We start from the raw sequence: 25101 nt of genomic DNA, 5'->3' as shown, positions 1-25101 counted from the left end.
TCCGGGGGCCTTCGGTTTTTCTCTCGTCGTCTTCGGGTGCGGTGCGGCTGATCGCGCGGTTCCTCGCGCCCCCGCGAGGAGGGGGCGCTTCATCGGTCAGGCGGCGTGGGTCGGCGAGGAGGAGTCGGCCGCGGCCTTGGTGTCGCGCTCGGCCTCTGCTTCGGCCTCCGCCCACTCGGTCACGAGCTGCTCGTACACGAGGCGCTCGTCGGGCCGGAGCCGGCCTCCCGCGCTCAGCCACAGCGCACGGATCTCCTGGTTGACCTCGTCGGCGCTGCGTCGCCGGTCGGGGGAGGGAGTCGTGGCCATGCGGTGAAGCTTACGTAGGGAGGTGTGAAGACGGCGTCAGAATAAGCCGACTTCGAACATGAGTTAGCTCACCGTGACCCACGACACACCATCCCAACGGCCCCCGGACCGGGGCGCCGTGGCCCGGCGGCCCTCGTCGGCGGACGGCCTTTGCGCGGAACTGGCGGCGCGGACACGGTCGAACCAGCGGTCGCGTGTTTGGCTGAAACGTTCCTGCGCCACTGGAGCCCCCGTGGCCACTCCTCTTCACTCCATTCGCCGGAGGTCCGGTCCCCAGGCGTGTCAGGAGCGCATCAGTTCCACCGCGCGGCTGTAGCTGTCCGCGCCGTGGCCCGCCTCCGCGAGGCGGCGGAAGATGTCGTGGACCGCCTCGGGGAACGCCGTGTCGACGCCCGCGTCAGCCGTCGTGTGGACGACGTGTTCCATGCTGGCCAGCCCCATCGACGTGCGGTCCACGTCGCCCGCGTGGTTGCCCGCGTCGATGCGGGTCGCGTAGAAGTCGATGAAGTGGCCCATGCCCGCGAAGTTCTCGGACGCGTACGGGGCGATCTCCGTGGCCTTGATGCCGTGGGCGGCGGCGAGGGCCACGGTGTGCCAGTACGCGGTGATCGCCGGCCAGAAGATCGCCATGTTCAGCTGGTACATCAGCGCGGCCAGCCCCGGGTCCTCCCCCCGGTAGTCCGTCCTGCCGGTGATCACTTCGAGCGCCGCCCGGTGCTCGTCGTACGCCTCGCGCGGTCCGCTGTAGAACGTCGACGCGTCGGCGGTGCCGATCAGCGGCGGCGGGCAGAGGACGCCGCCGGTCAGGTGTGTGCCGCCGAGCTCCGTCACCCAGCCGGCGCCGGCCCGCGCCTTCTCCGGGGTGTCGGAGCTGAGGTTCACCAGGGTGCGGCCGGCGACGGCGGCCTTGGCCGGCTCCAGGATCGCGTACATCGCGTCGTAGCCGGTGAGGCTGAGGACCACCAACTCGTTCGCCCGCAGCGCCTCCTCGGCGGTGGCCGCCAGGGTCGCGCCGCGCTCGACCAGGGCGTCGGCACGGGACGGGGTGCGGTTCCAGAGGGTGACGCGGTAGCCGCGGTCGAGGTAGGCGGCGGCCATGGCCTGGCCCATGGGGCCGAGGCCGATGACGGTGACGGACTGCGATGCGGAAGACATGCGTGACTCCACTCCGTGACGTGATGGCTAGAACGATCGCTCTATCCAGTGCTCGGAGAAAACGTAGCACGTCTCTAGAACGAACGCTCTACTCAATGGGAGATAGGCTGGGGCCATGGCCCAGAACAGCGCGGCCCCCGCCGCGGCCCCCAGCACCCGCGACCGGATCGTCGCCGTCTCCGCCCGCCTGATCCAGCGGCAGGGCTACGTGGGCACCGGCATCAAACAGATCGCCACAGAGGCGGAAGCCACCCTCGGCTCCGTCTACCACTTCTTCCCCGGCGGCAAGGAAGCCGTCGCGGTGGCCGCGCTCACGTACAGCGCCGAGGAGTTCGCGGACATGCTGCGCGAACTCCTCGGCCCGGCCGGGGCGGACGACCCGGCGGCGGCGATCGCGCACTGCGCCGACGAACTCGCCGTGGCGCTGCGGGAGTCCGGCTGGACCGACGGCTGTCCGGTCACGGCGGCGGCCCTGGAGACCCTCGGCTCGGATTCGGCGATCCAGCGGGTGTGCGCGGATGCGCTGCGCGGCTGGGAGCGGATCGTCGAGGAGCGGCTGCTGGGCGCCGGCTTCGACGCCGGGGACGCGCGTGAGGTGGCGACCACGGTGATCAGCACCCTGGAGGGCGCCGAGGTGACCGCCCAGGTGGCCCGGAGCGAGGAGCCGCTGCGGGCGGCGGGCCGGCAGCTGGCCCGCCTGGTGGCGTCGTACGGGCGGTGAGGCGGGCCCGCACCCGGCCGGGTGTGTCGTCGGATACGGGAAAGCCCCGGCGACACGCCGTGCTGCTTGGCGTGCCGCCGGGACTTCCCTGCGCTTCCCGTCGTCGTACCGGCGCGTGCGGCGTACCGCGTACGCGTGCCGGCCGGCACGTCACGCGGTCGGCTTCTCCTCCAGGCGGGGGAAGAGGACCGCGCCCTTGGTGATCGTCGTCCCCGCGGGCAGCCGGCCCCACGTCGACGCCGTCTGGACCCGCTGGTCGGCCAGGGGGCCGAGGGCGGGCTCCGCGCCCAGGGAGTCCCAGAGCTTCTGCGACGTCTCCGGCATGAGCGGGTTCAGGAGGACCGCCATGGCGCGCAGCGACTCGGCGGCCGTGTACAGGATCGTCGCCAGGCGGGCCTTGCCCTCGGGCGAGTCGTCCTTGGCCACCTTCCACGGCTCCTGCTCCGTGATGTAGCCGTTGACCTGCTTCACGAAGTCGAAGATCGCCAGGATGCCGCCCTGGAAGTCCAGCTCCTCGCCGATCTTCCGGTCGGCCTCGGCGACCGCCTTCGTCAGGCCGTCCCGCACCGCCCGCTCGGCGTCGCCGGGGGCCGTCGCCTCGGGGAGCGCGCCGCCGAAGTACTTGCCGACCATGGCGGCCACGCGCGAGGCGAGGTTGCCGTAGTCGTTGGCCAGCTCGGACGTGTAGCGGGCGGAGAAGTCCTCCCACGAGAACGAGCCGTCGCTGCCGAAGGCGATCGCGCGCAGGAAGTACCAGCGGTACGCGTCCACGCCGAAGTGCGAGGTCAGGTCCTGCGGCTTGATGCCGGTCAGGTTCGACTTCGACATCTTCTCGCCGCCGACCATCAGCCAGCCGTTGGCCGCGATCTTGCCGGGCAGCGGCAGGCCCTGGGCCAGCAGCATCGCGGGCCAGATCACCGCGTGGAAGCGGAGGATGTCCTTGCCCACCAGGTGGACGTCGGCCGGGAAGGTCGAGGCGAACTTCTCCTCGTCCGCGCCGTAGCCCACGGCCGTCGCGTAGTTCAGGAGGGCGTCGATCCACACGTAGATGACGTGCTTGTCGTCCCAGGGGACCTTGACGCCCCAGTCGAACGTCGAGCGGGAGATGGAGAGGTCCTGAAGACCCTGCTTGACGAAGTTCACGACCTCGTTGCGGGCCGACTCCGGCTGGATGAAGCCGGGGTTCGCCTCGTAGTGGGCGAGGAGCTTGTCGCCGTACTCGCTGAGCTTGAAGAAGTAGTTCTCCTCCTTGAGGAGCTCCACCGGCTTCTTGTGGATCGGGCACAGCTTCGTGCCGTCCTCGGCCTCGATGAGGTCGCCGGGGAGCTTGTACTCCTCGCAGCCCACGCAGTACGGGCCCTCATAGCCGCCCTTGTAGATCTCGCCCTTGTCGTGGAGATCCTGGACGAACTCCTGCACACGGTCGGTGTGACGCTTCTCCGTCGTACGGATGAAGTCGTCGTTCGCGATGTCCAGGTGCTCCCAGAGGGGCTTCCAGGCCTCGGTGACGAGCTTGTCGCACCACTCCTGGGGGGTGACGTCGTTCGCCTCGGCCGTGCGCATGATCTTCTGACCGTGCTCGTCCGTGCCGGTGAGGTACCACACCTTCTCGCCGCGCTGACGGTGCCAGCGCGTGAGCACGTCCCCTGCAACGGTCGTGTAGGCGTGGCCCAGGTGAGGAGCGTCGTTTACGTAGTAGATGGGGGTCGAGACGTAGTACGCCTTCGCGTCCGCGCTGTCCGCGCTCTTCCCCTGCTTCTCGGATCCAGTGGCCGCCATGGTCGAAATCCTAACGGCCCCGTGAAGATCCACTCACCTCGATTCCCGGGGGTGGACCGGGGGCTTCCGGTATGCCGGTACGCCTCCGGCACGTGGCCCCCGGTCTCGGTGTCCGTCTGGTGGTGGGGTCGGGCGGCGCGGGGCGCGTCCTACGGGCGCCAGTTCGCCAGCAGGCCCTCGTACAGTTCCTTGTCCGTGAGCTCGCGCGGGGCCGGGCCCGCGTGGAAGAAGCCGGCGTTGTCCGCGGTGAGCTTGCGGAGGTAGTCGAAGGCCTTCGCGTCGTGCTCGCCGAAGGCGACGAACTGGAAGAACAGCGGGTGCTTCGCGGCGTCCGCCAGCGCCTGGGTGGCCGGGCCCCTGGTGTCGGGGGCGCCGTCCGTCTGGAAGACCACGAGGGCGGGCGTGTTGTTGCGGGCGTGGTCGGACTTCTCGTAGTGGGTCACGACCTCTTCGATGGCGCGGTGGTAGCTCGTGCGGCCCATGCGGCCCGCCGCCGCGTGCATCTCGTCGACGCGGTTCTCGTGGTCGGTGAGGGTGAGCTCGCCGGTGCCGTCGATGTCCGTCGAGAAGAAGACGACGTGGACGGTGGCCTCGGGGTCCGTGTGGGCGGCCAGGGCGAGGACCTGCTCGCCGAGGCTCTGGGCGGAGCCGTCCTTGTAGTACGGGCGCATGCTGCCGCTGCGGTCCAGGACGAGGTACACGGGGGCTCGGACTCCGGTGAGGCCGCGCTTTCGCAGCGTGGCGCCGGCTGCCTTGTACGGGGCCGACAGGGCCGGGGCCTTGGCGCGCACCTTGGCCGCGGAGAGGGCGGGCTTCGCCTCGGGGACACCGGTGGCTTCCGGCTCCGCCGGGGCCTCGGGCTGTGCCGCCGCTTCCGGCTCCGCCGGGGTGCTGGTGGCTTCCGGCTCGGCCGCTTCGGGCTCCGCCGGGGCCTCGGGCTGTGCCGCCGCTTCCGGCTCCGCCGGGGTGCTGGTGGCTTCCGGCTCGGCCGCCGCTTCGGGCTTCGCGGCTTCGGGCTCAGCGGCTTCCGGTTCGGCGGGGATCTCCGGCTGTGCCGCCGCTTCCGGCTCGGCCGGGGTGGACGTCGCTGCTTCGCTCGCCGCGGCTTCGGGCTGTGCCCACCCGTCCCGCCCTGCGGGACGATTGCCCACAGCGGCGGCGGTGTCGGGGGCGGTCTGCTCGGCCTCGGTCTCGGCTTCGGGCTTGCCTTCTGCCTCGGGCTCACCCGCGGTCTCGGCTGTGGGCTCGGGCCCACCCGCAGGCTCGGCTCCGGGCTCGGTCCGCTCCTGTTGTGGGCAGGCGTCCCGCACGGCGGGACGGGTGGGCGCAACGTCCGGCGCGGGCTCTGGCTCGGGCTCCGCTTCCGCCGCCGGGGCGGGCTCCGGTGCGGCCTCCGGGGTGGGCTTCGGCTCGGGCTCCGCTTCCGCCGCCGGGGTCACCTCGGTCTCCGGCTCCGCGGAAGGCTTCGGCTCGGGCTCCGGCTCCGCCGCCGGGGTCACCTCGGTCTCCGGCTCCGCGGAAGGCTTCGGCTCCGCGGAAGGTGGGGTGGTGTCCGCGCGGCGGGCCGGGGGGACCGTCACGTTGTCGAAGGCCGCTGCCACCAGGTCGTCCGCGGCGGACGCGGCCGGGGCCGGCTCCGGGCTCGGCGCGGGGACCGAGGCCTTGGCGGCCGGGGACGGCTCCGGGGACGGTGAAGGGATGCTCGCCGGCTGCTGCGGGGCCTCCGCGGGCTGCGTGGGCTCCGACGCGCCCTCGGACACCGGTTCCATCTTGCGTGACCGACCGAACGCGTTCCGCAGGCGGTTCAGAATGCCCATGTGCGCAACCCTTCGCGTGAGTTGATTCCCGTAATCCCTGGCCAGGGCGGACACGTAAGGTTAGCCGCCGCCCGTGGCGATCTTGGGCAGGGTCGGCCCCCGTTCCCGCCCGCCCGTGCCGCCCCGCGACACCCCCGTGCCAACTCCTCCTCGTGCGTCACGGATTCACCCGCCGTTCACCCGCAGGCCGCCGCCTTGCCGATCTCCGCCCATACCGTCACGGCGGAAACAAGCCAAAGACTTGAGTAACACCACGACGGAGGACCCGTGCCGAAGCTGCTGCCGATCGTCACCTCGCATCAGGGGAGCGGCGGCCGTTCCGCCCTGACCTGTCGTTTCCGCTGCGGTGACGCCTGCTTCCAAGAGGTGCCCAACACCAGCGACAACGAGTACGTCGGCGATGTCATCGCCGGTGCCCTCAGCCGCCGTTCGATGATGCGCGCCGCCGCCGTCGTGACGGTCGCCGCCGCGGCGGGCGGCGCGGTCATAGCCGACCCGGCCGCGAGCGAGGCCGCCGCGGCCGTGCCGGAGGGTCGCAAGGGCAGCAGCAGGTCCAAGGCGGCGCGCGGCCTCCGCTTCACGCCCGTCGCGCCGAACACCGCCGACACCGTCACCGTCCCCGGCGGCTACGAGCAGAACGTCGTCATCCGCTGGGGCGAGCCGATCCTGCGCGGCGCCCCGGCCTTCGACCCCGACCGGCAGAGCGCCAAGGCGCAGGCCGGGCAGTTCGGCTACAACAACGACTTCCTGAGCCTGCTGCCGCTGCGCCGTGAGCACAACCGCCAGCTCCTCGTGGCCAACCACGAGTACACGGACGAGGTGCTGATGTTCAAGGGGTACGACCCCGAGAACCCCACCCGTGAGCAGGTCGAGATCGCCTGGGCGGCCCACGGCCTCTCCGTCGTCGTGGTCGAGGGCGAGCGGCGCAAGGGCAGGCTGACCGCCGTTCCGCGCCACCACCTCAACCGGCGGCTCACCGCCACCAGCCGGTTCCGGCTCACCGGGCCCGTCGCCGGCAGCCCGCTCGTGCGCACCAAGGCCGACCCGCGCGGCACCACCGTGCTCGGCACCCTGAACAACTGCGCCGGCGGCACCACCCCGTGGGGCACCACGCTGCACGGCGAGGAGAACTTCAACCAGTACTTCGCCAACGCGGAGAAGGTCACCGACCCGACCACCGCCGCGCGCCTCAAGCGCTACGGCGTCGTCGGCGGCGCCTCCGAGCGCAAGTGGGAGCGGTTCGACGACCGCTTCGACCTCGCCAAGGAGCCCAACGAGGCCAACCGCTTCGGCTGGGTCGTCGAGCTCGACCCGTACGACCCGGACTCGACCCCGCGCAAGCGCACCGCGCTCGGCCGCTTCAAGCACGAGGCCGCGCAGCCGCGGCTCACCCACGACGGCCGCCCGGTCGTCTACATGGGCGACGACGAGAAGTTCGACTACTTCTACAAGTTCGTCAGCAGCAAGCGGGTCGCCAAGGGCACCTCGCGCGCCGCCCACGAGCACAACCTCAGCCTGCTCGACGAGGGCACGCTGTACGTCGCCAAGCTGACCGGTGACTCGCCCGCCGACGAGATCGACGGGAAGGGCGCCCTGCCCGAGGACGGCGAGTTCGACGGCGGCGGCAGGTGGATCCCGCTGGCCACCGCGGGCCCCGGCGGCAAGGCCGTCAGCCACGTCAAGGGCATGACGGCCGACGAGGTGTACCTCTTCACGCGCCAGGCCGGCGACAAGGTCGGGGCGACGAAGATGGACCGCCCCGAGGACATCGAGCCGTCGCCGCACACCGGCAAGGTCTACGTGGCGCTCACGAACAACTCCGACCGCGGCAAGCCGGGCAAGGCCGGCGCCGACGAGGCCAACCCGCGCAACCTGAACAAGCACGGCCAGATCCTGGAGCTGACCGAGCGCCACAACCGCGCGGACGCGCTGACCTTCGGCTGGTCGCTGTTCCTCGTCGCCGGTGACCCGGAGGACCCCGCGACGTACTTCGCGGGCTACCCCAAGGAGCGGGTCTCCCCGATCTCCTGCCCGGACAACGTCACCTTCGACCCGCACGGCAACCTGTGGATCTCCACCGACGGCAACAACCTCGGCTCCCACGACGGCCTCTTCGGCGTCGCGACGCGCGGCAGCCGGCGCGGTGAGCTCAAGCAGTTCCTGACCATGCCGAACGGCGCGGAGACCTGCGGGCCGATCGTCCAGGACCGGCGCGTGCTCGTCTCCGTGCAGCATCCGGGCGAGGTCGACGGGGCGTCCGTCGAGAAGCCCGCGAGCGCCTGGCCCGACGGACCCGGCAAGATCGTCCGTCCGTCGGTCGTCTCCGTCTGGCGCGAGGACGGCCGCGACATCGGCGTCTGACCCCGCGCGGGAGCATCCAGCCGCTTCGGCGGCTACCGGGACGCGGGAACCAGCGTCCCGGTGGCCGCCGCGCGCGTCTCGCCGGCGCGCAGCAGCCACTCGGCGTAGGCGGGGGACTGCTGGGCGGCCTCCCAGTACGCGGCCTCCAGCTCGCCGTAGACCGCGTCCAGCTCGTCGTCGGTGCGCGCCGCCGCCAGGAGGCGGACGCCCAGGGGGTCGCCGTCGAGGGGGCGTACGGCCATGTCGGCGCGGCCCCGTGAGGTGGGCTGGCACAGGGTGACGACCTCGCCGGAGGCGACGAGGGAGGCGGCGGTGAGGTAGTCGCCGTGCAGCACAGGGGGGTTCAGGCCGGCCGAGGTCAGGACGCGGCGCAGGCCGTCCCACTCGCCGTCCACCGTGGGGTCCACCATCCAGCGGTCGGCCGCGAGGTCACGGAGGCTGACGACCGGGTGCTCCGCCGCCGGGTGGTCCGCGGCGAGGGAGACGAACTGCGGCTCGCGGTCGAGGAGCACGCGTCTTCGGAGCGTCTCCGGCAGCCGCAGCGGGCTGCCCTCCACCTCGTGCACGAAGGCGACGTCGAGCTGGCCGTCGGCGACCATGCGCAGCAGGGCGTTGGCCGAGACGTCCATCTGGAGCGAGATCTCCGTGCCCGGCAGCCGCACGCGCAGCCTGCGCAGCCAGCCCGGTATGGCGCGGCTCGCCGTGGAACCGACGCGCAGCCGCGGCCCTTCGGTGGCCCGTGCGGCGGCGGCCATGGTCTCCGTGACCAGCGCCCTCATCTCCGTGACCAGGGGGCGGGCGCGGCTGAGGACCACGCGGCCGAGCGGCGTCGGGCGACAGCCGGTGCGCTCGCGGGCGAAGAGCTGGCCGCCGAGCGCGTGCTCGATGCGGCGCAACTGGGTCGTCAACGACGGCTGGCTCATCCCGAGCTGGCGGGCGGCCTTGTGCAGGCTGCCGCTGTCGGCGATGGCGCACAGCGCACGGAGGTGCCGGACCTCGAGCTCCATGGTCGATGAGCGTAGAGCCGCTACGGCCGCCGCACCAGATACCCAAACCCCATGAGAACGATCCGTTCCGGACAGGTGTGCGCGGGGTGATAGCTCCGGGCTATCGGGTGTTGCCATCATCCCCGGGCGTCACATGCTCCCCGAGACTCACCCCTACCGATCCGTTCACCTTTCATCGACCCCCCACGGTCGTGGAACGAATAGGGAGCCCCCCACACATGAGCAAGCGTTACCTCTCCGTCGCCGCCGCCATCGGTCTCGCCGTCGCCGGTCTCGGCGCGACCTCGGCGACCGCCGCGACCGCCGCCCCCACGGCCTCCGCGCACTCCGCCACCTCCTCCTGGGCCGCCTACGAGGGCTCGAAGGCGGAGGCCAAGAACAACAAGGCATTCTTCGAGGCCGTGGTGAAGGCGGTCGCCGAGAAGCGCGCGGCCAACCCCGGCGCGAAGTCCGTGACCGTCGTCTACGACGCCTCCGGAGCGCCCACCTTCGCCTCGCAGATAGCCAGCAGCACGTCGATCTGGAACAGCTCCGTCTCCAACGTCAAGCTCCAGGCGGGCACCTCCGGAGCCAGCTTCGAGTACCGCGAGGGCAACGACCCGCGCGGCTCGTACGCGAGCAGCGACGGCCACGGCAACGGCTACGTCTTCCTCGACTACGCGCAGAACGAGGAGTACGACTCGACGCGCGTCACCACCCACGAGACCGGCCACGTGCTCGGCCTGCCCGACACCTACGACGGCCCGTGCAGCCAGCTGATGTCGGGCGGCGGCCCCGGCCCGTCCTGCACCAACGCGCAGCCGGACGCCACCGAGCGCGCGAAGGTCGACCAGCTCTGGGCGAACGGGTTCGCCAAGGCGCTGCAGAAGGTCGACGCCGACCGCTGAGTGACCGGTCGGAGGGGCCCACGTCCCTGACGCGGGCCCACGGGGGCCGCGCGGGCCGCCACCGTCACGTCGTCTTCGGCGACGCGATGGCCCGCGCGGCCCCCACCTCTTGCCGCAGGGGTTCGAGGACGCTGTCCTTGGGGCCCACGGTGAAATCGGCCCGCACCTCCCTGAGATGCGACGAGGCGCGCAGACCGGCCGCGAGCCCCCGCAGCTCCGCGACGACCTCGGCGATCTCCTCCGGCGCGGGCTCCTCGGCGCCGTGCCGGATGCGGACGCGCGCGGCGGTCGTGGCGTCCAGGACGCGTTCCACCGCGACGACCAGCGGCCACCAGGCTGCGGCCCGCGAACCGGTGGGCGGCGGCTCGGTCAGGGCGCGCTGGAACTCGGAGCGGATGGCGGACAGGTCGCGGTAGAGGCGGCGGCGCATCCGGGCCCTGGCCGCCGGGTCCTCGTGGGCGCCGAAGACGCACTCCACGTACCGGGCGGTGTCGGCGACGGTGTCCGCGAGCCGGTCGCCGATCCGGGTCCCCCAGCTCTCCGGCCACAGCAGATAGCCCGCGACGAGCGCGATGGCGCAGCCGAGCAGGCTGTCGACGAGCCGCGGCGCCACGAGCCCGAGGCCCTGGTGGTTGAGGATGTCGGAGAGCAGCAGGATGACGGGGGTGATGGCCGCCGTCTGGTGGCCGTAGCCGCGGGTGGTCAGGGCCGGGATGAGCGGGGCGAGCAGCATCATCACGGGCACGTCCCACCAGCCGTGCGGCACCTCGCTGAGCACGACGGCGGCGACGACCAGGCCCGCCGCCGTGCCGAGGGCCCGCAGGACCGCGCGCGAGAACACCGAGCCGAAGTCGGGCTTGAGGACGAACGTGACGGTGAGCGCCACCCAGTACGACCTGGGCACGTCGATCAACGACACCAGGGACTGCGCGATGCCGATGCAGAGCGCGAGCCGCAGTCCGTAGCGCCAGGACGCTCCGGAGAGGATGACGTTGCGGGCGGCGCGGCGGGCGCGGACCCGCAGCGCGGCGGGCCGGCCGAGGCGGTCGTCGGTCTCGATGACGCCGAGGGGGTCGGGGTCGCCGAGCGTCTCCGCCGCGTGCCGCACGGCGTGGTCGATGGCCCGGGACGCGTGGTCCCGCGGCTCGGCCAGCTCCGGCAGGGCGGGCGCGCCGCCCCTGTCCGGCCCCTCGCCGCCGCGCCACACCGCCTGGGCGAGGGCGCGGACGGCCGCGGGGACCTCGGCGGGCAGGCGTACGCGGGCGTGGCGGGCCCACTGGTGGGCGGCGGGGGCGGCTTCGACGATCGGGGTGAGGGCGTTCAACTGGGCGACGAGCCGCACCAGTTCCGCGTTGCGGCCGTGGTCGAGGGCGCGGCGGGCGAGAACGAGGTCGTAGCTCTGGTTGAGGGAGACGGTGACGGCGCCGCGGGCGTCGTCGTAGGCGTCGGTGCCCGCGGCTTCGAGGAGCGCGGCCACGGAGAGGTAGGAGTCGGCGACGGCGGCGCGCTCGGGGACGCCGGACCGCAGCGGCCAGGCGAGCAGGGCGAGGGCCAGCACGAGGAGGCCGCCGCCGGTCATCAGGGCCGGGGCGAGCCACCACTGGCCCGGCATCGGGAGACCGGCGCCGACCACGCAGTTGAGGAGCAGGAGCAGCCCGGACACGGAGGCGACGGCGCCGATCGTCGACATCATCCCGGAGACGAGCGCGACGAGGGTGACGGCGCCGACGGCCACCCAGCCGTGGCCGAAGGCGAGCGAGCCGAGGGTGACGCCGATGGCGCCGAACAGCTGCGGCACGGCGATGTTGAGGATGCGCATGCGGTAGGCGTCGGCGGTGTCGCCGATGACGCCCGAGAGCGCGCCCATGGAGGCGAGCGCCCCGTACGTGGGGTGCCCCGCGAGGATGCCGATGGCCAGCGGCAGCGCCATCGCCACGGAGGCGCGGGCAACGGCCGCCCAGGGGATGGGCGCGGACTGCGGCTTGAGCGACCTGACCAGCCAGGCGGGCGGGGCGAGGGGGCGCTGGGGGCCGCGTGATGCGCGTGACTCGCGGGATTCCGGAGGGGTGGGAGGGGTCTCACGAGGCATGCGTCCAGTATTGCCGGTATGCGGGGCTTTCCGGTCAGTCCGCGGGCTCCGCGCGATGCAGGGTCAGGGTCACGGCCAGGGCCCGGTGGTCCGTGTCGCCGATCTCCAGGAAGCGGGCGTCACGGGCCGAGAAGTCCGGGGTCGCCAGGACGTGGTCGATCTGGGCGCCCAGCGGCGCGGGCGCGGCGGCGGGCCAGCTCGGGGCGCGTGAGGTCCCGTCGAGGCGGGCGGCGTCGCGCAGCCCGGCGTCCAGGACGGAGCGGAAGGCGGCGTGGTCCTGGGTGGCGTTGAAGTCGCCCGCCACGATGGTGGGGCGGCCCTCGCCCGCGGCTGCGTAGTCCCTGATTCTGCCCAGCTCCTCGCGCCACAGGCCCACACCGTCGGGCAGCGGTGGCATCGGGTGGACGAGCTGGACCCGTATCTCATGGCCCTTCACCTCGGCCACGGCCCCCGGCATGCCGAGGGTGCCGGATATGCCCTTCGCCGGTTTCAGCGGGACCTTGGCGAGGATGGCGGAACCCTCCGCGCCGTACGCCTCCACCGCCTCACGGTAGGGGTAGTCGCCGCGGGGCAGCTCCTTGCGGAGCAGGGCCGAGCAGGCCGGGTCGCACTCCTCCACGAAGAGGAGGTCGGGGTCCTCTTCGCGGACCGCCTCCACCAGGCCCTGGGCGCCCCTGCCGAACTCCACGTTCGACGTCATGACGCGCAGTTCGGCCACGGCGGGGCCCTCGGGGGCGTCCGTGTTGCCGTACGGCTCCAGGTACCAGGCGACTCCGCCGAGCGCCGCCACCGCCCACACCATGCCGGTCCGCCATCTCGCGAGGACCGTCAGGAGCAGGGCCGTGGCCGCGGGGACCAGCAGCCAGGGCAGGAAGGCGAGGGCCTGGGTGACCGGGGTGAAGCCGTCGGAGTCCGCCGCGCGGAAGGCGAGGATCGCGGTGACCGCGGTCAGCAGCAGGGCGGCGAGGGCGGCCTTGCCTCTGCCTCTGCCCCTTGGCCTCCGGCCCGGTTCGTCGGCCTCGTCCCGCTGGGTGTCGCGGGTGACGGTCTCGCTGTTCAAGGCCGGCCTTTCGGTTGGCTGGTGCTGCCGGGGTCCTCTCCCCGTAACGGTTGCTCGCCGGGGGGCGGTTCCTTCCTCGGGGGCGGCGTTTCTTCTCGGGTGGGTCGTTGTCTGCGGGTTGGTGGGGGCTTGTCGCGCAGTCCTCGCGCCCCTTGCGGGGCTGGTCTCGTTTGTCGTTTGCGGGTGGGTCGTGGCTTGGCGCGCAGTTCCTCGCGCCCCCTGGGGGGCTGGTCGTGTTCGTCGTCCGCGGGGCGGTGGGGGGTTGGCGTGCCGTTCCCCGTGGTCCTAGCGGGGGGTCTCGTTTCGGCGCTTCTCGCGGGGGCGGCGGGTTGTCAGCCACGTCGTCAGGGCCACCGCCGCGCCCGCCGCCATGATGATCCACGCGGCTGCCCGGAGGGATTCCGTCAGGGCGTCGTAGACCGCGGCCGCCGCGTCGTGGGAGACGTCCGGGGGGAGGTCCCGCAGCGTGAGCGTGCGGGTGAGGGCGACCGCCGCGGCCAGGGCCGCCGCCGCCAGAGCCGCGCCCACGGACGTGGCGATGACCGCCCTGCGGCGGCGGAGGGACAGGAAGATGCCCGCCGCCGCGAGGACCACCGCCGCCACCGGGAGCCAGGGGCCGGCCGTCTGGAGCACGTGGAAGCCCTTCCGTAGCGGGCCCAGGTCCCCGGAGTCGAGGACCGTGACCTCGGTGTGCCGGACCGGGATCTTCGAGGCGAAGGGCACGCCGTCGTCGGACAGTTGCTGCTTGACCCGCTGGACGATGGGCGCGAGGTCGATGGAGACCTCGCCGCCCGAGTCGTCGTCGAGGGCCCGCTCCACGGCGGCGTGCGCCGCGCGGTTCGCCGCCTTCCAGGCGGTCTCGTACGCCGCCGTACCGGTGAACGAAGCCACCGCGTCGCGTACGAAGGCCTTGACCGTGCCCTGGAGCGGGCCCACGTCGATCTCCTTCATCACCGCGTCGGTGACCGCGTCCCCCACGGCCGTGCGCACCGCCGGGTCGGCGGAGAGCGGCGCCATGGCCGCCACGTAGCTGTCCTCGTCCCCGATCTCGTACCTCGCCCAGGCCGAGAGCGCACCGAGCGGCACGAGGAGGCAGGCCACGACGAGGAGGACTGCGGACAGGCTGCTGCGGACGCTGCGGGGCACGCATCCAGGCAAGGCCCAGCTCACGGGCGGCGCGAGCGGGGCGACTGCATATGGGGCAAGCGAGGGGCGCGTGCGGGGGGCCGACCGCCGGGGCGGGGACGGGCCGAAGCGGCTTCCGGTGGAGGGCTCGGCCGAACGGGTGTTACCTGGATGAGGGGACGAGGAGGCCGATCATGAGCATCGCATCGACTCTGGGGGCGGCGGGCGTCACGGCCCTGCTGACCGTGGGTTCCGCCGCCTCCGCCACCGCCGCGAGTCCCGCGCACGGCGACGACGGCGTCATCTGGGGCACCGTCGTCTCCACCCCGGACCTGAAGGTCAGGGACCAGCCGAGCACCGCGGGCGGCATCGTCGCGAAGCTGCCGAAGGGCAGTGAGGACCGCGTCGACTGCGCCACGCGCGGCACCGCCGTCCACGGGAACTCCGTCTGGTACTGGCTGACCGGCGTCGGCGGCTGGGTGAGCGCGGCGTACATCGACACCCACGGGTGGCACGTGCCGAGCTGCGCCGAGGAGGACCCGTGCCCGAAGTGGAAGGAATCGAAGGACCGGGACTGCCACGAACCGTGCGCCTACAGCAGGCGCTGACCCCCGGCAACCGGAACCCCCGGCTCCCGGGCGGCCATTGGCCCGGCAGCACCCGGAACCCCGCCCCCGGGCGCTCGCCGGCCCGGCAGCGACCGGAGTCACCACCTCCGGGGTGACCAATGGCCCGGCAGCGACCGGGACCACCGGCCCCCCCGGGGCACGACCGCTGACCCAGCTGCCCCGGGACCAGCAGCCCCGGGGCAGCCGCTGACCCCGGCAGCAACCGGAACCACCATTCCCGGGGCACCCGCTGACCCGGCAGCGACCGGTCCCCCGGGGACGACCGCTGACCCGGCAGCAACCGGAACCACCCCCGGCAACCGCTGAGGCCCCGTCCGCTTCGCGTCGGCGAGGCCGAGAAGGGAACCGTCATGGCACATGCCGCCCCCCTCCGTCACGCGCCCGCCTCGCGGTCCGGTTCGACCGCGGCCCGGGCCCTGCCGCTGCTCCTCGGCCTCGCCTACGGCTTCTGGGTCGCGACCAACGCCATCCACGGCGGGCCGGTCACCGCCGGGAAGGTGCTGCTCGGCGTCCTGTCGGGCCTCGTGCTGACCGCCCTGGTCACCGCCCTGCACCGGGTGGGCGGGAAACTCCCCCCGGGGCCGCGCGCCCTGTCGTGGGCGGTGCTCACGGGGACGGCGCTGGGCTTCCTGTACAACCAGAGCGGCAGGAGCGTGCTGGCCTGCGCCGTGGTGTCGCTCGCGGTCGCGGCCGGGACGTTCGTGATGACCTACTACCACTACTGCACGGCCAGAACCTGAGCCGGGCCGCCGACGGCCGCGCCGAGCGTGCTCACAGCGCGTTCGGCGCGACCGCGTGGGCCATCGCCCGGTACCCGGCGTCGTTCGGGTGCAGGTGGTCGCCGCTGTCGTACTCCGGGGCGAGCCGCTGCGGGTCGTCGGGGTCGGCGAGGGCCTTGTCGAAGTCGACGTAGGCGTCGTACTCGCCCGAGGTGCGGACCCAGTCGTTGAACGCGTCGCTGACGGCCGCCGCGCGCTTCCCGTCGTGGTCGGAGCCGCCGAACGGCAGCAGCGTGGCCCCGACGATCCTGACGCCCTTGGCGCGGGCCTGGCGGATCAACTCCCGGTGGCCTTCGATGAGGTCACGGGCGGACACCACGGGGGCGGGCTTGTAGGTCGGAGTGTCGCTCTCGCTGAAACCGATGTCGTTGACGCCCTGGAGGACGACGACCGTGCCGACGCCGGGCAGGTCGAGCGCGTCCCGCGCGAACCGGTTGGCGCTCCGCTCCCCGTACCAGGCGGAGTCGTTGAGGACCAGGTTGCCGCCGATGCCGGCGTTGAGCACGGGCCGCGCGGTGCCCGCCGCCGCGAGGCGTTCGGCGAGCGCGTCGGACCAGCGGCGGTCACGGTCGGCGGTGGAGGCGAAGCCGTCGGTCGTGGAGTCCCCGAAGAGGACGACGCCGTCCCGCTTGGCCGGCCTCGAACCGCTGACGTCGACACCGGAGAGGTAGTACCAGGACTCCGTGGACTCGCCGAAGGCCTCGGCGCCGGTGTCGGCGGTGTGCTCGCCGTCCGCCCGGTAGCTGGTGGCGAAGGACTGGGCGTGGAAGGTGGCGGGCCCGGTCGTCCCCGCCAGGTGCAGGGTGACCGTGACCGACTCGAAGGGGGCGAGCCGCAGCCCGGCCTCGTCGCTGGAGAGCTGCTCGTGCGCCGGGACGCTCACCGACCGCTTGCCGCCGAAGGTGAGCCGCCGGACCGAGCCCTTCTGCACCGACGCCCCCTTCTCCGTACGGGCGACGGTGGCGCCCTCGATCCTGAGCGGCGAGGACCCGTAGGCGTTGGAGAGGCGGATGCGGGCTCTGTCACCGCCCTCCGTGACGCGTATGACCTGGCGCAGAGTCTGGCCGCTGAAACCGTCCTCCGACCAGTTGGGCTCGAACCCGGTGCTCGGCCGCTGCGGCGACGCGGCCCAGGCGGCGGTCCAGGCGGGACCCTTGCCCGCGCGGTCGGGGGCGGCGTGGGCGCCGGTGAGGGCGAGCCCGGCGGTCAGGGCGAGGGCGGAGGCGGCGGCGAGGACGGTGGTGCGGGCACGGGAAAGCATCGTGGGCTCCGGGGAGTTGGGAGGAGGGAGGCTGGTGCGGCGGCTGCCGTCCGGCCGGTGATCCCAAGATCCGCCCGCCGTGCGGGAGCATCAAGGGCGAACCATGCAACGATCGACGCACTCACGCTTATCGACGCAGGTCACGGGGGGTACGTGGTGGAACGCCAGGAGCTGGAGACCTTCTTGACGCTGGCCGAGGAGCTGCATTTCGGCCGTACGGCGGAGCGGCTCCTGCTCTCCCAGGCACGGGTCAGCCAGACCGTGAAGAAACTGGAGCGCAAGATCGGCGCCCCGCTCTTCGAACGCACCAGCCGGGTCGTCCGCCTCTCACCGCTGGGGCGGCGGCTGTACGAGGACATCGCGCCGCTGCACAAGGAGATGGAGGCGGTGGTGGCCCGCGCCAAGGACGCCGCGCGGGGCGTCGAGGGGGAGCTGTCCGTCGGCTTTCTCGGCTCGGGCGCGGGGTCGCTGACCGGGGCGGTCCTCTCGGCCTTCCGCGAGCGGCGCCCCGGCTGCGAGGTGCGGATGCGCGAGACGCAGTTCCAGGACCCGCTGGGGGCCCTGCGCGGCGGCGAGGTCGACGTGCTCTTCACGTGCCTGCCGGTCGAGGAGCCGGACCTGACGGTCGGGCCCGTCGTCATCAACGAACCCCGCCTGCTCGCCCTGCCGGTGGGCCACCCCCTCGCCGGGCGGGCGTCGGTCTCCTTGGAGGAGCTGGCGGGCGAGACGTTCTTCGGCGTGGTGAACGGCGCCCCCGCGTACTGGTGGGACTTCCACGTGCCGCCGCGCACGCCGAGCGGCCGGGTGATCCGCCGCGGGCAGGCGGTGGCGAGCTTCCAGGAACTGATGACGCTGGTCGCGGCGGGCCAGGGGGTCTCTCCGGTGGTGGCCTCGGTGGAGCACTACTACGCCCGCCCCGACGTCACGTTCGTGCCGCTGCGGGACGTGGCGTCCGCCGACGTGGCCCTGGTCTGGCGCACGGCGGGCGCGAACGCCCGGACGGAGGCGTTCGCGGCGGCCGTCCGCGACGCGGTGGAGGCGAACGGGGGACCGGCGGCGTTCTGACGCACGCACCGGACCACCGGACCGCCGGACGGCCGCCGGGCCGCCGGGCCGCCGGGCCGCCGGGCCGTCGGGCCGTCGGATGGCCGCCGGGCCGCTGTGACCGCCGGATGGCCGCCGTGCCGTCGGACCGTCGGATGGCCGCCGGAGCGCCGTCAGGGCCCGGAGCGCCGTCAGGGGCCGGTGCGCCGTCAGGGGCCGGTGCGCTGCTCCGAGGTGTCCGTGCAGAGCGCCCAGATGACGAAGAGGCCGATCGCGACGGAGATGACCGCCCAGACCGGCGTGTACGGCAGCCACAGGAACTGCGTCACGATGCCGAGCGCGGCCAGCGCGACGCCGACCGCCTTCGCCCAGCCCGCGCCCTTGAGGATGCCCCAGCCGGTGGCGGCGATGACCAGGCCGAGGATCAGATGGATCCAGCCCCAGGTGGCGAGGTCGAACTTGTAGACGTAGTCGCCGACGCGTTCGTAGACGTCGTCCTTGGCGATGCCCGCGATGCCCGCGAACACGCCGAGCAGGCCGTTCACCAGCATCAGGACCCCGGCGAACAGGGTGCCGCCCCCGGCCCAGGCACTGGGGTCGCTCCCGTGGTCGTGCCGGTGCGCGTGGCCGTGGCCCGGCTCGCCCTCGTGTGCCGTGGCGCTGCTCATGGCCGGTCCTCGCTCTCTGTCGGGGGTTCACAGCGTGTGACGGCCGTACGGGGTGCGGCGAGCGGACCTGGTCCGAACGGGTGAGGGAGGACGACCACCGCCGCTCCGGGCCGGAACCCGGGGTTCGCGCTTCCTCCCCACGGGGGGATGGCGATGCTCGGACAACGACCGCAGGGCCACGCGTCCCTACGCCGGCGGAGCCGTGGTGCTCGCGGTGGCCGCCGCGTTCCCGTGGCGGTCGGGGCGGACGGGCGGTCGGTCCGGCGGCGTGCCGTGGTGGGCGCGCGCCCTGCTGCTCGGGGCCGCCCGGGGCCTTCTCACCGACACGGCGGCGGCCAGTGCCCTGGTGCTCTGCCGGGAGGGCGAGGAACGGACGCGGGTGGCGGCGGTGGCCGACGGCGAGGGCGGGCTTCACGCCCCGCTCCTGAGACCCGTCCTGGACCCGGCCTCGACCCGTCCTTGACCCGTCCCGAGACCCGGCCTGGGGGACGGAGGCGGTGTCAGGACGCCTTCGCCAGCGCGTCGGCGACCGCCATGGTGATGCGCCGTATCCCCGGCGAACGCACCGGGCAGGGGCGGGACTTGGCCGTGGTCGGGGCCAGGCAGAAGTGCAGCGGGTCGTCACCGCGGTGGAGCGCGGTGCGGCCCTGCCCCCGGTCCGTGCAGAACTCCGGGTTCCGCTTCTCGTGCGGCGTGCACGGCAGTTTCTCGGCCCAGGTGTAGCGGGCCGACGCGGGGGCGACCGCCCGGCCGGCGTCGGCGGTGAGGTCGTCCGAGGCGCGCGCCCTGGCCTCGTAGACGCCGTTGACGCGGCGGACGCGGTCCGGGGTCATGGGGTCGGGGCCCTGGAGGACCCACACCACGCGCGTACGGCCGCTTCCGGCGGCCCCCTCGATCTGCGCGGCCAGCCTCGCCGCGTCGGCGCGGTAGCGGGCGAGGTACTCCGTGCGCCGCTCGTCGTACGTGATGCCGTCCATGCACGGCGTGTAGCCCCACGCGTTGCCCCAGAACTGGAGCACCACGAAGTCCGGCCGCTCCGCGCGCACCAGCGCCGCGGCCTTGTGCTTCTCCGGCACCAGGGAGTCCTCGCCGGCGCCTTCGAGGTAGTCGCACAGGGTGGTGCCGGAGTAGGGCGCGCTGCGGTAGCGGGCCCCGAGGCGGCTCTTGAGCCGGTCGCCCAGGTCGTCCTGGTTCTCCATCGCGAGGGAGTCCCCGAGGTAGAGCACCTTCGGGGCCCGTGTCCCGGCCTTCCGCGCGTGCCGCTGCCGCTTCGCGGCCGACGGGGCCGGGCGCGAGGCCTCGGGGCGTGGCGTGGGGGCGGCCATCGGGGTGTCGGCGACCGGAGCGTCCGGGGCGCGAGGCGGCGGGGCGCCGCTCCCCGACCCCGGGTCCCCGCACCCCGCCAGCAACAGCGCACCGACCAGCGCCCCCGCGCTCCACAGCTTCCGCATGCGGCAACTCCCGCCCCAGTCCGCCGAAACGGCCCCAAGGCAAGCACAGGGACGCGGACGGCGGAAGGCATGCGCCTGCCAGAGACGCCGGCCGTGGCCGAATGGCCGAAGGGCGCGCCCGAGGTCGACAGGCTCCCGGTCGACAGGCTCCCGGCCGACAGGCCTAGCGGGCGACGAACTGGGTCAGGATCGCCTGCACCTCATAGATGTCGACGCCCTTGGTGAAGGTCTTCTGGAGCGGCGTCGCGTTGCCGGAGATCCAGATCTTCAGCTCGGCGTCGAGGTCGAAGTGCCCGGCCGTCTCCACCGAGAAGTGCGTGATGCTGCGGTAGGGGACGGAGTGGTACTCGACCTTCTTGCCGGTGATGCCCTGCTTGTCGACCATGATGAGCCGCCGGTCGGTGAAGAGCATCGTGTCGCGTATCAGCAGGTACGCGGCGTGCACCTGCTCGCCGTGTCCGAGCAGCCTCGCGTACTCCTGCTGGGCGCCGGCGGGGTTGATGGTGTGGGCGTTGCCGAAGAGTGCCATGCGGGTCCCCCTGGGACGACGGTGTCGCGTAAGTCGTACGACCCTAGCCGGACGGGCGTCCGACCGGACCGTGCGGCGGGCGTCGCGGCGGCAGCGGGCGCCCGCACGACGCGTGAAGCCCTGCCCATGGGTCTGCAAGAATCGGGGGCCCGTACGAAGGGCCCTCAAGGGCCCTGTACCAGTGGGGTGGGATGACGATGATGGTGCTGCTGCTCAGCATCGCGGTGCTGATCGCTGCTGCGGGCCTGGGCGCCGTCATATGGGCGGCACGGGGCGGCCCGCGCTGGGTCAGGGGCGTGGCCAAGGCCACCACGGCCGCCGCCGAGATCGCCGCGTCGGCCGCGAAGCCGAGCGGCCGCAGGGGCAGCGGCTCGAACGCCGCCGACGCCGGGGACGCGAACGCCTGAGCCACCGCTGCCGGTTGTCGTCCATCCGCCGCGGCCCGCAGCCCGTCGCCCGCCGCACCGTCGTGGGCGCCGACGGCCCGCACCGTCCGGGCCCCGTCCGTCAGGCGCCCGGCGTGGCCGAGGGGACGGGGGCGTCGAACGCCTGCGCCCGCCTGGCCCGCCTCGCCGTTCAGAAGTCGTCGGCGCCGTTGCGCAGCTCGTACGTCCAGTAGCCGGTCCGCCAGGCCGCCGGGTCCACGGCGATGCCGCCCCGGCCCGGAGCCGTCACGGCCGCCGTGCCGCCGCCGCCCTTGAGGGTGACGGAGAAACCGCTGACCGGCTCGGTGGGCTCGTCCACGCCGCCGTCCGAGAGGCGGACCATGGCGTACGCGGGCGCGCCGGCCTTGAGGACGACGGGCGCGGCGGGCCTGCTCTTGGCGACCGGCGGGACGTGTCCGCGGTGGCTCTCCAGGAACTGGATCTCCGGGTGGCCGGTCATCCGGCAGGAGTGGCCCGAGGTGTTCTTCGCGGTGAGGACGATGTGCGTGTGGGGCGGGCCGCCGTGCCGCGCGGCGCTGATCTTCAGGTCCTCGGTGGTGCAGACGGGCGCGGCGGCGACGGTGGCCCCGGGGGACTTGGCCGACCGTGCGGTCTCGGCGCGCTCGGCACGCCCGGCGCGGGAGACGGTGGCCGCCTCGGCGTCGGCGTTCTTCTCCCCGGCCTCGTTCTTGGCGGGGTCCACCGCGACGGTCGCCTCCGCGGGTGCGGCCGCCTTCGGGCCGGAGCCGTTCCCGCCGCAGGCGGTCAGGGACAGGGCGAGCGCGGCGGCGCCCGCGGCGGCGAGGACGGTGGCGCGGCTGCGGGACGTGGGCATGGGAGTTCCCCCGGGAGTGGCGGGCCGTGAGGCCGGAGAGACGTGGGCCGAAGAGGCAGCGGAGGACGGAGAGGTGAGGTGGCGCGCGACGGCCCGGTCACGTGCCGGCCGCGCCGCGGCGTCCCGCTGACACCCCCGAGTCTTCCGCTCCCCGCTCACGTACCGCTGCCTCCCCGCTCACGTCCGGCTGCCGCCCGCGGGGCCCCTCAGCGCGCCAGGTCCGCCAAACCCCGCAGCCCCTCCAGGACTTCGGCCGCCGTGGGCGCCGCGGCCGGGTCGCTCAGGTGCTGGATCATCACGCCCGACATCAGGGCGAGCTGCACGCTGCCGACCGAGCGCAGGGTGGCCTCGGGCACCTCGTCCTCGGGGACGCCCGCCAGCATCGCCGCCATGCCGCGCCGGCCCTCGGCCGTGCCGCCGGCGAGCGCGTCCCGCAGTTCGGGGTTGCGGCGGGCCTGCATGAACAGCTCCATCGACGCGAGCCACAGGTCGGGGTGGGCGGTGAACTCCGCGATCAGGCTCTCCCACATCGCCTCGAAGTGGCGCTTCGACGAGCCGTCCGCATCGGGCCGGAGCGCCCGGCCCACCGAGTCGCCCCAGGCGTCGAGGAGTTCGAACAGGGCTTTGTTGAGCAGCGCTTCCCTGGAGCCGTAGTGGTAGCCGATGGCGGCCATGCTCACGCCGGCCGCGGTGGCGATGTCCCGGACGCTGGTGCGGTCGTACCCGTTCTCGCGCAGGCACGTCTTCGCGGCGTCGAGGAGGGCTTCACGGTTCCCCATGCCCGGCAGCGTACCAAGTGCGTGGACGACTGTATGAGGCGTCCGATCTATACATATGTATTGCGCGAACGCCCAACCGTGGCCTACGGTCCTCGCCATGAGACACACACGGAGCGTTTCCCGGTGGTCCGTCACCGCCCTCGCGCTGGCCGCCCTGGCGTTCGGCACGGCCGCCGCACCGTCCTCGGCCCCTCCCGCGTCCGCCACGGCGGCGCACGAACGGCCCGCCGGCGGCGGCACGGTCGTCACCACCACCGGCGGCGCCGTGCGGGGCGCCGCCGAGGCGGGCGTGCGCGCCTTCCAGGGCATCCCGTACGCGGCCCCACCCGTCGGAAAGCGCCGCTGGGCGCCGCCGAAGCCCGCCGCGCGCTGGCCGGGGGTGCGCGACGCGACCCGGCCCGGCGCGCCCTGCGCCCAGCCGAAGGGCCTGCCGATCGGCGTGCCGAGCGAGAGCGAGGACTGCCTCTACCTCAACGTCACCGCGCCCGCCGCGTCCGACGGCGAGCGCCCGGTGATCGTCTGGATCCACGGCGGCAGCCTGATGTACGGCACCGGCGACATGTACGGACCGCGGCGGCTGGCCGCCGAGGGAGCGGTCGTCGTGTCGATGAACTACCGGCTCGGCATCATGGGCTTCCAGGGCTCGCCCGCCGTCGAGGGCGCGGAGGGCCTTGGCCTGGAGGACCAGCAGGCGGCCCTGCGCTGGGTCCGCGCGAACGCCGCCTCCTTCGGCGGCGACGCGGGCAACGTGACGCTCATGGGCCAGTCGGGCGGCGGATACAGCGTCTGCGGCCACCTCGCCTCACCGGGGTCCGCGGGCCTCTTCGACCGCGCCGTCCTGCAGAGCGCGCCCTGCGCCACGGGCGGCTCCCGCACCAGGGCCGAGGCACGGGCGGAGGCGGAGCGGGTCACGGAGAAGGTCGGTTGCGAGCGGCACACCGCGGTCTGCCTGCGTCGCAAGCCGGTGGCCGAACTCCTCGACGCGTACGGGGCGTTCAACGAGCCCCGGCCTGTCGCCGGCACCGACCTGATGCCGCTCGCGCCCGCCGAGGCCCTGCGCACCGGGCGGTTCAACCGCGTGCCGGTGCTCATCGGGGTCAACCGCGACGAGGAGCGCGGCAGGGTCCTCGGCCGCGAACTGGCGCCCGGGGGCGCGCCGATGAGGCCCGAGGAGTACGAACCCGCCGTACGCGCGGAGTTCGGCCCCGACGCCGACGCCGTGCTGGAGCGCTACCCCCTGAGCGCCCACGGCTCGGCGGGCGAGGCCCTGGCGGCGGCCCTGACCGACGCCGAGTGGGCGACGCCGACGCTGGACACCGCGCGGCTCCTGGCGAGGTGGACGCCGACGCGGATGTACGAGTTCGCCGAGGACGACACGCCCTGGTTCAACGGCTACCCCGGGCCCAGCTTCGCCCCGCGCGCCCAACACATGGCGGAGCTGGCCTACTTCTTCGACCTGGCGCTCTTCGAGGACGTGCGGCCGGAGCAGGAGCCGTTCCGCGACCGGCTGCTGCGCACCTGGGTCGGTTTCGCCGGATCGGGCCGCACGGACTGGCCGAGGTTCCGCGAGGGCGACCGGCACGTGCAGTCGCTGTCGGCGGAGCGCTGGGACCGCGCGGACTTCGCGCGCGACCACCGGTACGCGTTCTGGAAGAGCGTCGGCTGACGGACGCGACGCGCGCGGCGGTCTCTCGCGTTCCGCCGGCGCACGGTAGGCCTCCGCCGTCCGTCGGAGCCCCCGCCGGTCACGGCGGGCAGGCCGAGGAGCGCCCCGGCCAGGGGTTCAGCGGGTGACGTCGAAGGCCGCGGCACGGGGGACGTGGACGCTGCCGCCGTCCTGGGCCTCCGCGCGCACCGCGACGTACCACCGGCCCGGCGCCGACTGCGCCGCGTCCTTCTCCGTGACCTTCAGCGTGTACGTGCAACGGGACGTGCCCTCAGCCGTGCCGCGGCACGTGGCGCGCTCCGCGTGCCGCAGCTCCGCCTCCGTCGGGTCCAGCTTCGAGCTCGCGGGCCAGGGCAGGACGCGTACGCCCCGGACCCCCGAGTCGTCCTGGACGTCGACGGTGAACGTGAGCGAGCCGGCGCCGTGCCCGGACGGCGCGGTGTGTCGGGCCGAGGCGTGGGCCAGGGACGGCTCGCCGCCGTCGCTCCCGGCGGCCATGGCGAGGCCGCCCGCGGTCAGGGAGCCGAGGGCGGCGACGCCGACGAAGGACGACAGGAGAACGCGCCGGGACACGCGCCCACGGCCGCGTCCAAGGCCGCTCTGGGGCGTGCGGTCGGGCAGGCGGTCGGTCGGACGGTCGGTCACGTGCTCGGTCATACGCTCGGCCATGGGAGACCCCCAGAGTTCGGCTGAACAGGCAAGCCCGCCTCCGGAACGGAAACGGA

Annotated in this window: 24 protein-coding genes; 9 read left to right on the top strand and 15 right to left on the bottom strand. The window is 73.6% G+C overall.

What is annotated here, in order from left to right; all coding sequences use genetic code 11:
- Positions 1–96: 96 nt before the first annotated feature.
- The gene (locus DCW30_RS10605; protein WP_076685280.1) at positions 97–309 is read right to left on the bottom strand and encodes a hypothetical protein; all 213 of its coding nucleotides are present in this window, start codon (positions 307–309) and stop codon (positions 97–99) included.
- Between the two features lie 282 nt (positions 310–591).
- Positions 592–1464, bottom strand: coding sequence for an NAD(P)-dependent oxidoreductase (locus tag DCW30_RS10600; protein WP_076685279.1), 873 nt, complete (start codon positions 1462–1464; stop codon positions 592–594).
- Positions 1465–1579: 115 nt separating this feature from the next.
- On the opposite strand from DCW30_RS10600, the gene DCW30_RS10595 reads away from it, so the two are divergent.
- Positions 1580–2185 (top strand): TetR/AcrR family transcriptional regulator, encoded by a 606-nt coding sequence (locus tag DCW30_RS10595; RefSeq protein ID WP_076685278.1) that lies wholly within the window; start codon positions 1580–1582, stop codon positions 2183–2185.
- Positions 2186–2335: 150 nt separating this feature from the next.
- Here the strand turns inward: DCW30_RS10595 and metG are convergent, their stop codons facing one another.
- Both metG and DCW30_RS10585 read right to left on the bottom strand, forming a co-directional pair.
- Positions 2336–3964 (bottom strand): methionine--tRNA ligase, encoded by a 1629-nt coding sequence (gene metG / locus DCW30_RS10590; RefSeq protein ID WP_076685277.1) that lies wholly within the window; start codon positions 3962–3964, stop codon positions 2336–2338.
- Positions 3965–4113: 149 nt separating this feature from the next.
- Positions 4114–5781 carry a VWA domain-containing protein gene (locus tag DCW30_RS10585; protein WP_119271257.1) on the bottom strand — a complete coding sequence of 556 codons (1668 nt, stop codon included), beginning with the start codon at positions 5779–5781 and terminating at the stop codon, positions 4114–4116.
- A gap of 267 nt (positions 5782–6048) precedes the next feature.
- Here DCW30_RS10585 and DCW30_RS10580 point away from each other — a divergent pair, with 267 nt between their 5' ends.
- On the top strand, positions 6049–8142 hold the full coding sequence (locus DCW30_RS10580) for a PhoX family protein (RefSeq protein ID WP_076685275.1): 2094 nt from the start codon (positions 6049–6051) through the stop codon (positions 8140–8142).
- 32 nt (positions 8143–8174) lie between these two features.
- Here the strand turns inward: DCW30_RS10580 and DCW30_RS10575 are convergent, their stop codons facing one another.
- On the bottom strand, positions 8175–9149 hold the full coding sequence (locus DCW30_RS10575; RefSeq protein WP_062774507.1) for a LysR family transcriptional regulator: 975 nt from the start codon (positions 9147–9149) through the stop codon (positions 8175–8177).
- A gap of 218 nt (positions 9150–9367) precedes the next feature.
- On the opposite strand from DCW30_RS10575, the gene snpA reads away from it, so the two are divergent.
- Positions 9368–10036: a snapalysin gene (gene snpA, locus DCW30_RS10570; RefSeq protein ID WP_076685274.1), complete on the top strand. Its 669-nt coding sequence runs from the start codon at positions 9368–9370 to the stop codon at positions 10034–10036.
- A 64-nt stretch (positions 10037–10100) separates the two neighbouring features.
- Here snpA and DCW30_RS10565 read toward each other — a convergent pair whose 3' ends face one another.
- The 3 genes from DCW30_RS10565 to DCW30_RS10555 all read right to left on the bottom strand — a co-directional run bounded on the left by DCW30_RS10565 (position 10101) and on the right by DCW30_RS10555 (position 14331).
- Positions 10101–12125 carry an FUSC family protein gene (locus DCW30_RS10565; RefSeq protein ID WP_079250052.1) on the bottom strand — a complete coding sequence of 675 codons (2025 nt, stop codon included), beginning with the start codon at positions 12123–12125 and terminating at the stop codon, positions 10101–10103.
- A 34-nt stretch (positions 12126–12159) separates the two neighbouring features.
- Positions 12160–13185, bottom strand: coding sequence for an endonuclease/exonuclease/phosphatase family protein (locus DCW30_RS10560; RefSeq protein WP_076685273.1), 1026 nt, complete (start codon positions 13183–13185; stop codon positions 12160–12162).
- Between the two features lie 285 nt (positions 13186–13470).
- Positions 13471–14331, bottom strand: coding sequence for a hypothetical protein (locus DCW30_RS10555; protein WP_076685272.1), 861 nt, complete (start codon positions 14329–14331; stop codon positions 13471–13473).
- Positions 14332–14504: 173 nt separating this feature from the next.
- Here DCW30_RS10555 and DCW30_RS10550 point away from each other — a divergent pair, with 173 nt between their 5' ends.
- Both DCW30_RS10550 and DCW30_RS10545 read left to right on the top strand, forming a co-directional pair.
- Positions 14505–14918, top strand: a complete 414-nt coding sequence (locus tag DCW30_RS10550) for an SH3 domain-containing protein (protein ID WP_076685271.1) — start codon at positions 14505–14507, stop codon at positions 14916–14918.
- Positions 14919–15289: 371 nt separating this feature from the next.
- A complete protein-coding gene (locus tag DCW30_RS10545) occupies positions 15290–15679 on the top strand; it encodes a hypothetical protein (RefSeq protein ID WP_076685270.1) in 390 nt (129 codons plus the stop codon).
- Positions 15680–15710: 31 nt separating this feature from the next.
- On the opposite strand, the gene DCW30_RS10540 is transcribed toward DCW30_RS10545, so the two are convergent.
- Positions 15711–16979: an SGNH/GDSL hydrolase family protein gene (locus DCW30_RS10540; protein WP_076685269.1), complete on the bottom strand. Its 1269-nt coding sequence runs from the start codon at positions 16977–16979 to the stop codon at positions 15711–15713.
- 153 nt (positions 16980–17132) lie between these two features.
- Here DCW30_RS10540 and DCW30_RS10535 point away from each other — a divergent pair, with 153 nt between their 5' ends.
- Positions 17133–18044 (top strand): LysR family transcriptional regulator, encoded by a 912-nt coding sequence (locus DCW30_RS10535; protein ID WP_232626771.1) that lies wholly within the window; start codon positions 17133–17135, stop codon positions 18042–18044.
- A gap of 188 nt (positions 18045–18232) precedes the next feature.
- Here the strand turns inward: DCW30_RS10535 and DCW30_RS10525 are convergent, their stop codons facing one another.
- Positions 18233–18691, bottom strand: a complete 459-nt coding sequence (locus DCW30_RS10525) for a DUF7144 family membrane protein (protein WP_076685268.1) — start codon at positions 18689–18691, stop codon at positions 18233–18235.
- A gap of 202 nt (positions 18692–18893) precedes the next feature.
- Here DCW30_RS10525 and DCW30_RS10520 point away from each other — a divergent pair, with 202 nt between their 5' ends.
- Positions 18894–19154: a hypothetical protein gene (locus tag DCW30_RS10520; RefSeq protein WP_076685267.1), complete on the top strand. Its 261-nt coding sequence runs from the start codon at positions 18894–18896 to the stop codon at positions 19152–19154.
- 37 nt (positions 19155–19191) lie between these two features.
- On the opposite strand, the gene DCW30_RS10515 is transcribed toward DCW30_RS10520, so the two are convergent.
- The gene (locus tag DCW30_RS10515) at positions 19192–20142 is read right to left on the bottom strand and encodes an SGNH/GDSL hydrolase family protein (RefSeq protein ID WP_076685266.1); all 951 of its coding nucleotides are present in this window, start codon (positions 20140–20142) and stop codon (positions 19192–19194) included.
- 163 nt (positions 20143–20305) lie between these two features.
- Positions 20306–20671: a PH domain-containing protein gene (locus tag DCW30_RS10510; protein WP_076685265.1), complete on the bottom strand. Its 366-nt coding sequence runs from the start codon at positions 20669–20671 to the stop codon at positions 20306–20308.
- Positions 20672–20862: 191 nt separating this feature from the next.
- Here DCW30_RS10510 and DCW30_RS10505 point away from each other — a divergent pair, with 191 nt between their 5' ends.
- Entirely contained in the window at positions 20863–21078 is a 216-nt protein-coding gene (locus DCW30_RS10505) for a hypothetical protein (protein ID WP_234381531.1), read from the top strand.
- Positions 21079–21247: 169 nt separating this feature from the next.
- Here DCW30_RS10505 and DCW30_RS10500 read toward each other — a convergent pair whose 3' ends face one another.
- Both DCW30_RS10500 and DCW30_RS10495 read right to left on the bottom strand, forming a co-directional pair.
- Positions 21248–21931, bottom strand: coding sequence for a DUF4232 domain-containing protein (locus DCW30_RS10500; RefSeq protein WP_076685264.1), 684 nt, complete (start codon positions 21929–21931; stop codon positions 21248–21250).
- 206 nt (positions 21932–22137) lie between these two features.
- Positions 22138–22710 carry a TetR/AcrR family transcriptional regulator gene (locus DCW30_RS10495; protein WP_062774530.1) on the bottom strand — a complete coding sequence of 191 codons (573 nt, stop codon included), beginning with the start codon at positions 22708–22710 and terminating at the stop codon, positions 22138–22140.
- A gap of 97 nt (positions 22711–22807) precedes the next feature.
- Here DCW30_RS10495 and DCW30_RS10490 point away from each other — a divergent pair, with 97 nt between their 5' ends.
- The gene (locus tag DCW30_RS10490; RefSeq protein WP_076685263.1) at positions 22808–24376 is read left to right on the top strand and encodes a carboxylesterase/lipase family protein; all 1569 of its coding nucleotides are present in this window, start codon (positions 22808–22810) and stop codon (positions 24374–24376) included.
- Positions 24377–24493: 117 nt separating this feature from the next.
- Here DCW30_RS10490 and DCW30_RS10485 read toward each other — a convergent pair whose 3' ends face one another.
- Positions 24494–25045 carry a DUF5707 domain-containing protein gene (locus DCW30_RS10485; RefSeq protein WP_335755780.1) on the bottom strand — a complete coding sequence of 184 codons (552 nt, stop codon included), beginning with the start codon at positions 25043–25045 and terminating at the stop codon, positions 24494–24496.
- Positions 25046–25101 lie beyond the last annotated feature (56 nt).

The organism is Streptomyces alfalfae, from assembly GCF_004127445.1.
Taxonomy (GTDB): domain Bacteria; phylum Actinomycetota; class Actinomycetes; order Streptomycetales; family Streptomycetaceae; genus Streptomyces; species Streptomyces alfalfae.
Note: the sequence above shows the minus strand (reverse complement) of the source record. Positions and strands in the feature narration are given on the sequence as shown.

Excerpts from the sequence above, each read along its gene's own strand:
- DCW30_RS10605 (WP_076685280.1), bottom strand. The coding sequence starts at position 309 with ATGGCCACGACTCCCTCCCCCGACCGGCGACGCAGCGCCGACGAGGTC.
- DCW30_RS10600 (WP_076685279.1), bottom strand. The coding sequence starts at position 1,464 with ATGTCTTCCGCATCGCAGTCCGTCACCGTCATCGGCCTCGGCCCCATG.
- DCW30_RS10595 (WP_076685278.1), top strand. The coding sequence starts at position 1,580 with ATGGCCCAGAACAGCGCGGCCCCCGCCGCGGCCCCCAGCACCCGCGAC.
- metG (WP_076685277.1), bottom strand. The coding sequence starts at position 3,964 with ATGGCGGCCACTGGATCCGAGAAGCAGGGGAAGAGCGCGGACAGCGCG.
- DCW30_RS10585 (WP_119271257.1), bottom strand. The coding sequence starts at position 5,781 with ATGGGCATTCTGAACCGCCTGCGGAACGCGTTCGGTCGGTCACGCAAG.
- DCW30_RS10575 (WP_062774507.1), bottom strand. The coding sequence starts at position 9,149 with ATGGAGCTCGAGGTCCGGCACCTCCGTGCGCTGTGCGCCATCGCCGAC.
- snpA (WP_076685274.1), top strand. The coding sequence starts at position 9,368 with ATGAGCAAGCGTTACCTCTCCGTCGCCGCCGCCATCGGTCTCGCCGTC.
- DCW30_RS10565 (WP_079250052.1), bottom strand. The coding sequence starts at position 12,125 with ATGCCTCGTGAGACCCCTCCCACCCCTCCGGAATCCCGCGAGTCACGC.
- DCW30_RS10550 (WP_076685271.1), top strand. The coding sequence starts at position 14,505 with ATGAGCATCGCATCGACTCTGGGGGCGGCGGGCGTCACGGCCCTGCTG.
- DCW30_RS10545 (WP_076685270.1), top strand. The coding sequence starts at position 15,290 with ATGGCACATGCCGCCCCCCTCCGTCACGCGCCCGCCTCGCGGTCCGGT.
- DCW30_RS10540 (WP_076685269.1), bottom strand. The coding sequence starts at position 16,979 with ATGCTTTCCCGTGCCCGCACCACCGTCCTCGCCGCCGCCTCCGCCCTC.
- DCW30_RS10525 (WP_076685268.1), bottom strand. The coding sequence starts at position 18,691 with ATGAGCAGCGCCACGGCACACGAGGGCGAGCCGGGCCACGGCCACGCG.
- DCW30_RS10515 (WP_076685266.1), bottom strand. The coding sequence starts at position 20,142 with ATGCGGAAGCTGTGGAGCGCGGGGGCGCTGGTCGGTGCGCTGTTGCTG.
- DCW30_RS10510 (WP_076685265.1), bottom strand. The coding sequence starts at position 20,671 with ATGGCACTCTTCGGCAACGCCCACACCATCAACCCCGCCGGCGCCCAG.
- DCW30_RS10505 (WP_234381531.1), top strand. The coding sequence starts at position 20,863 with ATGACGATGATGGTGCTGCTGCTCAGCATCGCGGTGCTGATCGCTGCT.
- DCW30_RS10500 (WP_076685264.1), bottom strand. The coding sequence starts at position 21,931 with ATGCCCACGTCCCGCAGCCGCGCCACCGTCCTCGCCGCCGCGGGCGCC.
- DCW30_RS10495 (WP_062774530.1), bottom strand. The coding sequence starts at position 22,710 with ATGGGGAACCGTGAAGCCCTCCTCGACGCCGCGAAGACGTGCCTGCGC.
- DCW30_RS10490 (WP_076685263.1), top strand. The coding sequence starts at position 22,808 with ATGAGACACACACGGAGCGTTTCCCGGTGGTCCGTCACCGCCCTCGCG.
- DCW30_RS10485 (WP_335755780.1), bottom strand. The coding sequence starts at position 25,045 with ATGGCCGAGCGTATGACCGAGCACGTGACCGACCGTCCGACCGACCGC.